General features: G+C 48.1%; 11 protein-coding genes. All 11 read left to right on the forward strand.

Annotated elements, in window-relative coordinates; all coding sequences use genetic code 11:
- The first annotated feature begins 15 nt into the window (after positions 1-15).
- The 11 genes from DD235_RS12345 to DD235_RS12395 all read left to right on the forward strand — a co-directional run bounded on the left by DD235_RS12345 (position 16) and on the right by DD235_RS12395 (position 12,384).
- Positions 16-1,851, forward strand: coding sequence for an acyltransferase family protein (locus DD235_RS12345; protein ID WP_109062403.1), 1,836 nt, complete (start codon positions 16-18; stop codon positions 1,849-1,851).
- Positions 1,852-1,860: 9 nt separating this feature from the next.
- Positions 1,861-2,445, forward strand: coding sequence for a UDP-2-acetamido-3-amino-2,3-dideoxy-D-glucuronate N-acetyltransferase (gene wbpD, locus DD235_RS12350; protein ID WP_109062404.1), 585 nt, complete (start codon positions 1,861-1,863; stop codon positions 2,443-2,445).
- A gap of 14 nt (positions 2,446-2,459) precedes the next feature.
- Positions 2,460-3,641 (forward strand): hypothetical protein, encoded by a 1,182-nt coding sequence (locus tag DD235_RS12355; protein WP_109062405.1) that lies wholly within the window; start codon positions 2,460-2,462, stop codon positions 3,639-3,641.
- A gap of 20 nt (positions 3,642-3,661) precedes the next feature.
- A complete protein-coding gene (locus DD235_RS12360) occupies positions 3,662-4,762 on the forward strand; it encodes a DegT/DnrJ/EryC1/StrS family aminotransferase (protein ID WP_109062406.1) in 1,101 nt (366 codons plus the stop codon).
- 19 nt (positions 4,763-4,781) lie between these two features.
- Positions 4,782-6,014, forward strand: a complete 1,233-nt coding sequence (locus DD235_RS12365; protein WP_109062407.1) for a lipopolysaccharide biosynthesis protein — start codon at positions 4,782-4,784, stop codon at positions 6,012-6,014.
- Entirely contained in the window at positions 6,011-6,622 is a 612-nt protein-coding gene (gene hisH / locus DD235_RS12370) for an imidazole glycerol phosphate synthase subunit HisH (protein WP_109062408.1), read from the forward strand. Before DD235_RS12365 ends, hisH begins: the two co-directional genes overlap by 4 nt.
- Positions 6,623-7,372, forward strand: a complete 750-nt coding sequence (locus DD235_RS12375) for an AglZ/HisF2 family acetamidino modification protein (RefSeq protein WP_109062409.1) — start codon at positions 6,623-6,625, stop codon at positions 7,370-7,372.
- Positions 7,373-7,449: 77 nt separating this feature from the next.
- Positions 7,450-8,673, forward strand: a complete 1,224-nt coding sequence (locus DD235_RS12380) for a hypothetical protein (RefSeq protein WP_146193506.1) — start codon at positions 7,450-7,452, stop codon at positions 8,671-8,673.
- Positions 8,674-8,733: 60 nt separating this feature from the next.
- Positions 8,734-9,876 carry an N-acetyl sugar amidotransferase gene (locus tag DD235_RS12385; protein WP_109062411.1) on the forward strand — a complete coding sequence of 381 codons (1,143 nt, stop codon included), beginning with the start codon at positions 8,734-8,736 and terminating at the stop codon, positions 9,874-9,876.
- A 55-nt stretch (positions 9,877-9,931) separates the two neighbouring features.
- On the forward strand, positions 9,932-11,047 hold the full coding sequence (locus DD235_RS12390) for a glycosyltransferase family 4 protein (RefSeq protein WP_109062412.1): 1,116 nt from the start codon (positions 9,932-9,934) through the stop codon (positions 11,045-11,047).
- Between the two features lie 107 nt (positions 11,048-11,154).
- Complete coding sequence (locus DD235_RS12395) at positions 11,155-12,384, forward strand: glycosyltransferase family 4 protein (protein ID WP_109062413.1); 1,230 nt, start codon at positions 11,155-11,157, stop codon at positions 12,382-12,384.
- Positions 12,385-12,439: the final 55 nt, after the last annotated feature.

Below are 12,439 nucleotides of genomic sequence, written 5' to 3' on the forward strand. Positions count from 1 at the left end.
CTGACTTCGCCATTCATGTGCGCACATACTGTTCGCCCGGATTTCCGGCAGGATATACAAGGACTACGGGCTGTTGCCGTATTGGCCGTGATGGTTTTTCACGCCAATGGATCGTGGTTACCTGCCGGTTTCATTGGTGTTGATATATTTTTTGTCATTTCGGGTTTCATTGTCTCCAGGCTCATCCTGGGCCGGCAGGGGCATTTTGATTGGCGCGGATTCTTCCTGGGGCGACTCAGGAGGATCGTGCCGGCTTACCTGTTCATGCTGGCTGTTGTTGCTTTGATTGCTGTTATCCTGTTGACTCCTCAGGATTTCAATTTTTTCAGTGCCAGTCTGAAAAATGCATTGCTCTTCAATAGCAATAATTATTTTGCGAGCTTCGGAAATTATTTTTCTCCAAGCGCATATGAGCTTCCGTTGCTGCATACGTGGTCCCTGGCGATCGAAATGCAGTTCTATCTGGTACTGCCTTTGCTATTGGTTTTACTTCCACGTGCCGCATTGCGGTATGTCGTGCTTGTGCTCATTGTCGCCGCTATCGGGTGGTCGGAATATCAGAGCGGCAATCATGACTCCATGTATTTTTCCTTTCTGGCCCGCTCTGCGGAGTTCGGTTTCGGAATCTTGCTGGCTGCCTATCCTCTGCCACCCCTGTCTAGACTGCAAGCTGAGGCAGCCAGCATTTCCGGCGCAGCGCTGCTGTTGCTAGGTGTCTTTTTTATCCCCGAAACAAATTTTCCGGGCGTATGGGTGTTGTTGCCATGCATGGGCACCCTTCTGATTATCGCTGCACGTGATGCAAGCTTGAATCGAATGCTTTCAAGTCGCTGTATGGTGGGTATAGGGGCCATCTCTTACTCGTTGTATCTCTGGCATTGGCCGATTCTGGCATTTATGCGTTACTACATTCAGCAATACGAATTGAGTATCACCTGGTTGCTGGTCTATGTTGTGTCAGCGCTTGGATTGGCTGTTTTTTCCTATCTTTGCATTGAAAAATTTTTCAGGCGACATGGTAACGACAGAGTATTCCTTGGAGGGCTGCTGGTTACGCTTGCGGTTGTCGCTGGTTTTCAAGTTCAGAGTGTGGGCCTGAATGCGGGAGTTGTCGTTCCTTTGCCCGTAGAGCGTACCCGTTATGCAGATAGTGCCAAGATTTGCCATGGTCAAGTGGTTGGTGATTGTCTGCAGGGCGATGTCAAAGAACAGCCTTGGGCACTGGTCATTGGGGATTCGCATGCGGCACAATTGAATCTTGCCTTTGATGCGTTGGGTAGGACTCGACACCAATCCTTCAAGTTGGTGACAGGTAGCAGTTGTGTGCCCATAGATCATTTTGATGTCGATCGCTTGCCGGCATGGGCTCGACAGGCATGCATGGATCAGATTGCCTATGCTAGAGCGCTGGTTGCCTCTAGCGACATCATAATACTGGCAGCCATGTGGCAATACCAGATGGAAAGCCCGGACTTTATCCTGGCATTGGAAGGGTTTTTGTCCGCGATGCAGTTGCGAGGGGCTCGCGTTATTGTGCTTGGGCAGGTGCCGATGCTGGATTCGAATGTGATTCGTATGCATCGCTTTGCCGAGTTGGGGCTGCCCCCAGGTCATGTTCGTCTGCTGTCGACTGTCGATAGCGACAATGCAGTCAAGGCAATTGTAGAAAAGTATGGAAATGCAGTATTCGTTGACGTTGCTGGCCTTGATCTATTGCGGACGCCTCCCTTCTATAAAGAGAGCATGATTTATATGGACAGCCATCACTTGAACGAAGTTGGTGCGCACGAGTACGCGCGAGAGTTGGAAAATATATTGACCAGCCTGTCCGTTAATACAGGCAAAAAATAGGATTTTGTTATGAACTACTCCCAGCACGAAAGCGCCATTGTTGATGAGGGAGCGCAAATTGGCGATGGTTCCCGTATCTGGCATTTTGTACATGTATGCGGCGGTGCGCGTATCGGCAAGGGTGTGTCTCTCGGACAGAACGTTTTTGTCGGCAACAAAGTGGTCATAGGTGACCATTGCAAGATTCAGAATAACGTATCTGTTTACGATAATGTCGTACTGGAAGAAGGTGTGTTTTGTGGTCCCAGCATGGTTTTCACCAATGTTTACAATCCACGCTCGCTGATCGAGCGTAAGAGTGAGTATCGGGATACCGTAGTCAGAAAGGGGGCTACGCTGGGGGCCAATTGCACGATTGTGTGTGGCGTAACTGTTGGCGAATATGCCTTTGTGGGGGCAGGCGCAGTGGTCAACAAGGATGTGCCGGCCTATGCATTGATGGTAGGGGTGCCTGCCAGGCAAATTGGTTGGATGAGTGAGTACGGCGAACGTCTGGAACTGCCCTTGACAGGCGAAGAATACGCAGTCTGCCAACATACAGGTGATCGTTATCTTTTGAAGGGTAATTCTCTTCATAAAAAAAATGATGACTGAGATATCTGAGTATTATGAGTAAGAGTTTTTCCGGGAAAAAATTGTTTGCCTATATTCTGGCGACAGTATTTTTTATTTCATTGTTTTATTTGTTGCGACTTTTTCATGGCGTTGCCGAGGTGTCGCGAGATGGTAGTCTGCTTTTCTATAATGCTCCGGTTTATGCAAAAAATGAACAGGGTGAGTATCTGGCCTATCTGGATAGTACAGGAAAGAATTGGCTTGAAGAAATCGGTAGTGGAAAACGGCTGCTGGTTCACGACTATTATGAAGAGGTAAAGGCTTCTGGGGGGTTCTCGGATGACCATGCCGCACCCGCCATTATTTCCATGGGTGGGAACAGGATTCTGTATGCTACGGCATACCACGGTACCGACATGCACTTGTATGTGATAGATGATATGAGTATGGATGGGGCTGAACATACAATTTTGAAAGGAAGCTATACATATCCTGCCTTGTTTGATATTAAGGGGGAAATCATTCTTTTTTCCAGGGAGCAGCCGGCAGGGAAAATGGGTGGCGATCTTGTGGCCTATCGAGCATCCGATGGTTTTTCTGAAAAAAGAATATTGATGGAGTCGAGAGACGGTGAAGTTGTCTATGCTGCAATTCCGTTCATTGCTGATGATGAAATGCTTGTGGCGTATGCCTTGCATCGATATAGCGATCAAAGCATGCGTGATTTCCATGTCGCATCGTTTGGCCTGAAGACATGGGAAAAAAAGTGGGAGTGCGACTTGGGTTACTTGGTAGAAGGTGCTTTTTACAATCGACCTACTGCCATCGCCAAAAAAGATTCACGAATACTGGTGGGCACCAGTTTTTTTGATGAGGCTGCATTTTTGAAGGCGGAAACAGATGTTTTCAGCCAGGAAAACAAAGTTTTGCTGGTGGAGGGAAGCTCTGAAAGTTGTGCCTCGTTTCATGTTGTGTATGAAAGGGATGTGGCGGCTCCTTATTACAATACGGATGTAAATATAAATGAAAATCTTGATTTTGTATTTTTCAATGCTGATAGCTATTACTCGAATCTGAATCTTGATGGCTGTTTCCTTGATGGGAGAAATATTTATCCAAGAATGGTGGGGCGAAAGATGCTGATTTTTTCAAGGATGAATGGTGCTCGTTACAACATAAGGAATTTCGATAATTCCCTATATGTCTGTCGCGCAGGAATGATTGATTTTCACTAATATTTTATTTGGTTCCTTATATGATTCCGTTTATGGATTTGGCTGCGCAGCAGCAAAGAATAAAACATAAGATCGACAAAAATATTCAGGCAGTACTGGCGCACGGACAGTACATTCTGGGCCCCGAGGTTGCCGAGCTGGAGGAGCGGCTTGCTGATTATGTCGGAGCAAAGTATTGCATCAGTTGCGCAAACGGGACTGATGCCTTGCAGATTGCACAGATGGCGTTGGGTATCGGCCCGGGGGATGAGGTCATCACCCCAGGATTTACATACATCGCTACTGCGGAGACGGTAGCGCTGCTGGGGGCCAAACCTGTCTATGTCGATATTGACCCAAGAACCTACAACCTGGACCCAGCCTTGCTGGAGGCTGCAATTACGCCTCGCACCAAGGCTATCATTCCCGTTTCGCTGTATGGACAGTGCGCTGACTTTGACGCCATCAATGCGGTAGCGGCCAGACACGGAATCCCCGTGATAGAGGATGCAGCACAAAGTCTTGGTGCTGTCTACAAAGGCAGAAAATCCTGCAATCTCAGCGAAATCGCATGCACTAGTTTTTTCCCCAGCAAGCCGTTGGGAGGCTATGGGGATGGTGGTGCCATCTTCACAAATGATGAAACCCTTGCCAAGGTGATTCGTCAGATCGCCCGACATGGACAGGATCGGCGCTACCATCACATACGTGTCGGCGTGAATAGTCGCCTGGACACCTTGCAGGCAGCGATATTGCTGCCCAAGCTGGAAATTCTGGACGATGAGATTCGGCTGCGCCAAGAGGTGGCCGCCAGGTATGATGCCGGACTGTTGGCCATGGGGATCACTTCGGGGCCACAGGTGATGGCTGAGCAAGTCAGCGTCTATGCACAATATACGATTCAGGTGGATGATCGTCCCGGTGTGCAGAAGAAGCTGCAGGAAGCGGGAGTGCCGACAGCCGTGCATTACCCTATCCCGCTTAATAAGCAGCCTGCAGTTCAGGATGCCGCGGTCGTGCTGGCTGTTGGTGATGCAGTCGCAGAACGGGTGATTAGCTTGCCGATGGGACCTTACCTTGGGCCAGAAGATCAGACAATTGTGCTGCAGGCTTTGAGGGCTGCACTACCTTCAGGTATTTGAACAGGTCATTGGTGATCTCATGAGCAGTTACTGGCGCAGTGTAACTTCAGTTTTCATGGGTACACTGATGGCCCAAATGATTCCCATCGTGGGTTCGTTGGTTATCGCACGCCAGTATTTGCCTGACGAATTTGGTGCGTTCTCTGTCTGGCTTGGAGTTGTGACCTTTCTGAGTGTTGTTCTCACGGCACGCTTTGAGACGGCATTGGCGCTTGAAGATGATGGTAATCCACGACAACAGGCAGTTCTGGCTGCCTTGATTGTGACTTTGATGTTGACAATGGCTTCGGCGTTGATTGTTGGGGCCATTGCATTTCTGATGCCGGCATGGTTGGGAGAGTTTTCACTTCTGTCTGTATTGCTTTTGGTTCCGGCGGCTTTGGCTTTGTCTGTTTCCCAAATATGGCAGTCTTGGGCCGCTGCAGAAGGTAGCTATGCATTTTTATCAATTATGCGTATCGTGCAAGCCGCAGGGATCACCTTGCTTCAAATTTCTGCAGGTATGTTCCTTGCCACAAGTGATGCTTTGGTTGGGGCTTATGCTATTGGAGTGATGCTGGGCGGGTTGATATCGGCGAAACTGATGCCCTTTAAGGTTTCGTTGAAATGGCAGCATCTCTGGCCGGCAAGTAAAAAATTCTGGGTGCGTCAGAAAAAGTTTCCGATGTTTTCTTTGCCGGCTGATGCAATTAGTGCGGCGTCAGCACAGTTGCCTGTTGTGATAGTCGCAGCAAGATTTGGCACAGAGACGGCTGGTTTGTTGGCAATGACCTTTCGAATACTGGGTGCACCAATCGGACTTTTGGGAAAAGCAGTACTGGATGTTTTCAAACGTCATGCAGCTGAAAGTTTCCGGAAACGGGGAGAATGCCGAGACGAATATATCCGGACGTTCACGGTGCTGGCCATTGGTTCGCTGTTGTTTTGTTCTGTGATGGCAATATTCAGCGAGTCGGCTTTTGCATTCGCTTTCGGTGAAAGCTGGCGCGGCGCGGGTACGATCGCTGTATGGTTGCTGCCCCTTTTTGCGCTGCGCTTTATGGCTAGTCCACTCAGCTATATGGTCTATATCGCCGGCAAGCAGCATGTGGATCTTTTCTGGCAGATTGTCTTGCTTGCCATGACCTATCTAAGTCTTTCCATCCTGCACGGCTATGAACAAGCGCTGCAGGTTTATAGCGCTGGTTACAGCCTGCTTTACGTCATCTATCTTGCGATGTCGTATCGGTTTAGTCTTGGAGAAAGAAGATGATCGCAATCATCGATTACGATATCGGCAATATAGCCGCTGTGACGAATATGCTGAGGCGGATCGGCGTACGATGCCAGGTAACGTCCCGGGTAGATGATGTGGAGCAAGCTGAACGTATCATCCTGCCAGGCAATGGTTCTTTCGACGCCTGCATGAAGAACCTTCGTGCAAGTGGTCTGATTCCTGTTCTCGAGCACAGGGTTCTTGACCAGAAAGTGCCGCTTCTGGGTATTTGCGTGGGAGCACAGATGCTGGGCTATGAAAGTGCCGAAGGCATGGAACCAGGATTGGGCTGGCTCGATATGCGGGTTCGCCGTTTTCCGGATCAACCCGGCCTGCGCGTTCCTCATATGGGCTGGAATCAGGTAGTTCCCATGAGCGAGGGCAACTATCTTACCCAGGACATGGACGCAGAGACGCGATTCTATTTTGTGCACAGCTACTACATGGAACCTGCTGATCCATCCGCCATTCTCCTGCGGTCGACTTACGGCATCGAGTTCGCTTCCGGAGTATCTAGCGGCAATATTGCTGGCGTGCAGTTTCATCCCGAAAAGAGTCATCGTTTTGGCAAGCAGCTTCTGGCTGCATTTGCAAAGGGGAATTGAATGTATCGCACCCGTATCATTCCCTGCCTGCTTCTTCGTGGCAATGGCCTAGTCAAAACAAGGAAATTCAAGGATCCCGTATACATCGGCGACCCCGTCAATGCGGTTCGCATCTTCAGCGAGAAGGAAGTGGACGAAATCGTAGTGCTCGATATCGATGCGTCCCGCGACGGCCGTGCCCCTAATTATGAACTGATTGCGGAAATGGCTGGCGAGGCATTTATGCCGATGGCTTATGGCGGAGGTGTCCGAACTCTCGATCAGATTCGGAAGCTGATCCGTTCAGGCATTGAAAAAGTGGTGATCAACACGGCGGCAGTCGAGTCGACCGATGTCATTCGCGCTGCTGCCGACATATTTGGCAGCCAGGCTGTAGTCGGAGCTGTGGATGTCAGGAAAACCTTGCTTGGAGGATATCGAGTTGTCACGAAATCGGCGACGTCTGAAGCCAGAGTTGGTCTGGATGAACATATCCGGAACCTAGCGGAAGCGGGGGCTGGTGAGATTTTTATTAACAGCGTGGATCGCGATGGCATGATGGCCGGCTACGATATAGCACTCATCCGGAATGTCACACAGAAAGTGAATACGCCGGTCGTAGCTTGCGGTGGTGCGGGGACAGAGGAGCACCTGCGAGAGGCGGTTCGCGAAGGTGGTGCGTCCGCAGTCGCGGCAGGCAGTATGTTCGTATTTCACGGTAAACACCGGGCTGTACTGATCAACTATCCAAAGAATATCGAGTCTATTTGATGGAAAACTCAGTTCCGTCTCTTCGGTTCCTATTAGGGCGTATCTGCTGGGTATTTATCTTGGCCGTTTGTATCGCCATGGCCTACAAGTTGCAGATCGCCGAAACAAATGCGTATATGGGGTATGTTTCATTCCCTATTGATTTCGAATATCTGTTTTCCGTGGCAGTTGCCCTGGTCTTTTCTGGTCTTCTGATGCCATTAGTGATTTATCGGCCGTCGGATTTCTTTGGCTTGATCTATGTGATTTTTGTCCTGCTGCCGTATATGGTGCTTTATCCAATTCGCGGTCATGTAGCGTTGGAGGATTTTTTTCTCTATTTCTTTGTATTGTCTCTCCCGGTAATGATTGTGCGCCTTGTTTCTGCTCTGACGCCAAGAGTTGGGATGCTTAAATTTATTGATTCTAGGACGGTGGTTGGCCTGCTCTTTCTGCTCTGTATTTTTGGGCTGATTTACGCTCTTGCCAATCCCCCCGGTTCCGCTGGTTTTGATCTTGCGAGTGCATATGATCGTCGCCTCGAAGGGCGGGAAATTTTTACCGTGGGATCGGTGGCAGCCTATCTGAATTCAGCCATTGTGAATGGATTTGCCCCGTTCCTGGCTTTTGTAGCCGGCTGGAGGAAAAGAAGTTGGCTGCTCATGTTTGCCATGGCTTGCGGGATCGGCTATTTCTACCTTCTGGGATTGAAGGCACCTCTGCTTTTCATTGTTCTCGCATATATAATTGGCTATGCGGCCAGGTTTGAAAAGATATACATGGCAGGGAAAATAGTCTGCTTTTTGCTAGTGTTCATGTTTCTCGCTTTCTTTGTTGAGTATGTTTTTTTTGGTTTCTCTCAGATTGGCGATTATTTTATTCGCAGGGCGTTTGGCGTTTCGTCATACATTGTTTCCGCTTACTTCGAGTTTATGAATGTAGATATTTTTTACTCGTGGTCGATGCTGGACGGGGTGGAGAGCGTTGAACCAATTACTTTTCTTGTTGGTGAGTGGTTTCTCGGGGCGCCAGGTCTTAATGCCAATACAAACACCTTTGTCCATCAGCTTGCGGCCGGTGGTGTCGTCATGTATGGAGGGACAATAATTCTGGTTGCACTTGTTTTCTCACTACTTGATGCTGTATATCTTTCTAGCCGTAACCCTGCTGTTTTGTACGTTGGATTGTCATACGCAATTCTGCTGACGGAGCAAGCGGCAAGCACTGCTTTGGTGTCATCTGGAATTGGATTTCTTATTTTGCTTTTGATGTTTTCCAGAGTGGAAGATAAAAACATGAAAATCAGACTGATTGGTCAATGATGTACTGCTGTGATGATTTTCAAATGAGATCGAGACACTTATATGAGTTATCATGAAAAAATGAATTCTGAATACAAAATTTGTTCCAGGTGCGTTATGGATACATCTGATCCTGAGATCACATTTGATGAAAATGGGGTGTGTAACCACTGCCTTGGATTTGATACGATTACCCGGCCTACATGGTTTCCAAACGAAGAGGGTAAGGAACGGTGGGCCAAAACAGTCGAACAGATCAAAGTGGCAGGGCGCGGGCATGAGTATGATTGCATACTTGGATTGAGTGGGGGAGTTGATAGTTCCTATCTGGCGATAAAAGTACACGAATGGGGCTTGCGCCCGCTTGTCGTGCATGTCGATGCAGGCTGGAATAGTGAACTTGCTGTTGCCAATATAGAAGCCGTTGTCAAGCACTGTAAGTATGACTTGCACACTCATGTCGTTGATTGGGAGGAAATGAGGGATCTCCACCTGGCATACTTGCGTGCAGGTATCGCAAATCAGGATGTTCCCCAAGATCACATATTCTTCGCTAGCTTATATCATTTTGCAACAAAAAACGGGATTCGTTATATCCTGTCTGGTGGCAATATCTCAACCGAGAGCATATTTCCTAAATCCTGGCATGGCAGTGCAATGGATGCCATCAATCTAAAAGCTATCCATAAAAAATTTGGTGAACGTCCGTTACGGAACTATAGAACCATTGGTTTTTTTGATTGCTATATATGGTATCCGTTCATCAAAAAAATGCGTACAGTGCGTCCGCTGAATTACATGCCATATGACAAGGCTAAAGCTCTGGATGAACTCGAGCGGACTGTTGGTTATAAGCCGTATGCGCGCAAGCACGGAGAATCCCTCTTCACGAAGTTGTTTCAAAATTATTATCTTCCAAATAAGTTTGGCTACGATAAGCGACGTCCTCACTTTTCGAGTCTGATTGTTTCTGGTCAGATGTCACGTGAAGAGGCGGAGAAAAAGCTTTCTGAGCCACTCTACGATCCAGATGAGCTTGAAATTGATATTTCCTATTTTTGTAAAAAGCTCAGGATATCCAGGGAAAAATTCGAGGAGTTGATGAATGCGCCTGTTCATCACTATACTGATTTTCCGAATTGGACTGGACGATATCGTTTTCTCAAGCGTGTGCAATCAATTGTGGCCCGGATGCTTGGGCGCAATATAAAGGTTTATTCGTAATGGAACAGGATGCTGTCGTGATTCTGAATATGGCTTCTGGACGGATACGACTTTCATGAAAATCTGCCACCTTACTTCCGCTCATCCCCGGTACGATACCCGTATTTTTCTAAAACAATGCCGATCGCTGGCCAAGGCTGGATTTGAAACCGCGCTGGTAGTTGCCGATGGCAAGGGAGATGAAACTCGGGATGGCGTGCGTTTTTACGACGTAGGTGCTTCAGCCGGACGTCTGGACCGAATGCGTAATACGACAAAAAGAGTGCTCGCCAAGGCCGTTGCAATCGATGCGATTGTTTACCAACTCCATGATCCGGAACTGCTACCGATTGGCCTAGAACTTAAGAAGCGTGGCAAAAAGGTAGTGTTCGATGCCCATGAGGATGTCCCCAAACAATTGCTGGGGAAACCATATCTGAATGCAGCTTCTCGCTGGTTATTGTCCGAGTTGTTTTCTGTCTATGAGAATCGGACTTGCAGGAAGTTTGATGGAGTGATTGCGGCTACCCCTTTTATTCGAGACAAATTTCTTGAAATTAACCGAAATACGGTTGATGTCAATAATTTTCCTATGCTGGGTGAACTGGTTACAGAGGAGATTGATTGGTCAAGAAAACGTCCACAAGTGGCATATGTGGGGGGAATTTCCCGTATTCGGGGCATCTTGGAATTGGTCCGGGCGATGGGGCTTGTTCGTTCGGATGTAACGCTGGGATTGGGCGGGACATGCCCTGAGGCCGATTTCAAACGTGAGCTTGAAAATGCAGCTGGCTGGGCACGGGTGGATGATCGGGGCTTTCTTGACCGGGTGGGGGTTCGCACACTACTTCAGGAATCTGTTGCTGGTGTCGTGACATTGCATCCTGTGGTCAATTATTTGGATGCATTGCCAGTCAAGATGTTTGAATACATGAGTGCAGGTATTCCAGTGATTGCTTCCAATTTTGAGTTGTGGCGGAGAATTGTGGAGGAAAACCAATGCGGATTGTGTGTCGATCCGCTTCATCCTCAAGAGGTTGCCGATGCCATCGACTATTTTTTCATGCATCCGGAAGATGCCGAGCGTATGGGACGAAATGGACAGCGAGCTATTCGTGATCATTACAACTGGGATGTCGAGGCAAAAAAGCTGCTTTCCTTTTATGACTCCTTGCTTTCGATAAATGTCTAGTTTCCATGAAAATACTGTCTTTCGATATTGCTGCTTTGGCTTTTTGGTGCAATTATTGGAACGCCTGCCAAAAACTCGACGTGTATACGCTTTGACGTAAATATATTATGAAAAAGCATATTGTCATAGTTTCACCGTTTGCAGGTTCGCCCAGGCATGGAATGGTTTTGCGGAACTATATGATGGCGCGTGAATGGGTAAAACAAGGTTGCAGGGTGACTATCGTTGCCTCGGCATACTCCCATTACAGGGCATCGCAGCCTGATATGAAAGGACGTGTTCTTGAGGAAACCATTGACGGAATTGAATATCGCTGGCTGTGGGGGCCGAAATATGGTGGAGCCAGCAATATGGGACGAGTTTGGGGAATGCTTGCTTTTACACTACATTGTTTCTTCGAGCTCTGGAAGTGGCGAGGTGTGGATGTCGTTGTCTGCTCTTCCCCGCACCCGTTTTCAGTTTATCCCGGATATTTCCTGGCGAAAAGATGCGGGGCTTTCTTTGTATACGATATCCGGGATTTGTGGCCATTGACACCGATAATGCTAGGCGGGTATCGGAAAAACCATCCTTTTATTCTCTTGATGCAGGCGGCAGAGGATTTTGCATGCCGCAAGGCAGATCTTGTAATTGCGGTGCAGGCTTATGCGCATCAGTATCTGAAGGGTAGGGGGCTTCCAGAGGATAGATTTCTGCCTGTCTATAATGGATTTGGTTCGGATGAGACGGTAGAGAAGCCCCTTCCGGATAATTTCCTGTCTGTGATTGGGAAAATTAGGGATAAGGGGGGAATCATTATTGGTTATACGGGGTCCCTGGGGCGTGCAAATGCAATGGATGTTTTGATAGACGCCCTTGAGTATTTACCTGAAAATATTAATATTTGTATAGTGGGCTCAGGTGCTGATAAGGAAAACCTGGAGGAAAGGGCCGCCTGTTTTGGGGAGAGGGTGATTTTTTTTGATCCTATCCACAAGAGCCAGGTGGCATCCTTCCTCAAACTGATAGATATAGCATATGTGGGTGGGCATTGCTCTCCGCTTTATAAATATGGTGCCAGCTTGACAAAGCTCAATGATTACATGATGGCAGAGAAGCCTGTTTTATATGGCCTGGATGATCCTGGAAATGCAGTACAGATGAGTGGTTCTGGTTTGCTTTATAAGCCGGGCTCCAGCCAGGATTTGGCACGCGCCGCTCGAGAGTTGGTTGGAATGTCCTTGGAGGAACGTAGCCAACTTGGGAAAAAGGGAAAGTCTTGGGTGTGCAAGAATCGCGATATGTGGAAAATGGCAAAAAATATTCTTCTAAGGTTGGAGGATTTGGGCAAGAGATGAATACTCTGTAAGCACCCGGTGGCAATCGCTAAATAGGGAGGATTGCCATGACCTG

This window comes from Corticimicrobacter populi (assembly GCF_003123725.1).
Classification (GTDB): Bacteria; Pseudomonadota; Gammaproteobacteria; order Burkholderiales; family Burkholderiaceae_B; genus Corticimicrobacter; species Corticimicrobacter populi.

What these genes read in the sequence shown, in the direction of transcription:
- DD235_RS12345 (WP_109062403.1), top strand. Translation starts at nt 16, where the DNA reads ATGTGCGCACATACTGTTCGCCCGGATTTCCGGCAGGATATACAAGGA.
- wbpD (WP_109062404.1), top strand. Translation starts at nt 1,861, where the DNA reads ATGAACTACTCCCAGCACGAAAGCGCCATTGTTGATGAGGGAGCGCAA.
- DD235_RS12355 (WP_109062405.1), top strand. Translation starts at nt 2,460, where the DNA reads ATGAGTAAGAGTTTTTCCGGGAAAAAATTGTTTGCCTATATTCTGGCG.
- DD235_RS12360 (WP_109062406.1), top strand. Translation starts at nt 3,662, where the DNA reads ATGATTCCGTTTATGGATTTGGCTGCGCAGCAGCAAAGAATAAAACAT.
- DD235_RS12365 (WP_109062407.1), top strand. Translation starts at nt 4,782, where the DNA reads ATGAGCAGTTACTGGCGCAGTGTAACTTCAGTTTTCATGGGTACACTG.
- hisH (WP_109062408.1), top strand. Translation starts at nt 6,011, where the DNA reads ATGATCGCAATCATCGATTACGATATCGGCAATATAGCCGCTGTGACG.
- DD235_RS12375 (WP_109062409.1), top strand. Translation starts at nt 6,623, where the DNA reads ATGTATCGCACCCGTATCATTCCCTGCCTGCTTCTTCGTGGCAATGGC.
- DD235_RS12380 (WP_146193506.1), top strand. Translation starts at nt 7,450, where the DNA reads ATGGCCTACAAGTTGCAGATCGCCGAAACAAATGCGTATATGGGGTAT.
- DD235_RS12385 (WP_109062411.1), top strand. Translation starts at nt 8,734, where the DNA reads ATGAATTCTGAATACAAAATTTGTTCCAGGTGCGTTATGGATACATCT.
- DD235_RS12390 (WP_109062412.1), top strand. Translation starts at nt 9,932, where the DNA reads ATGAAAATCTGCCACCTTACTTCCGCTCATCCCCGGTACGATACCCGT.
- DD235_RS12395 (WP_109062413.1), top strand. Translation starts at nt 11,155, where the DNA reads ATGAAAAAGCATATTGTCATAGTTTCACCGTTTGCAGGTTCGCCCAGG.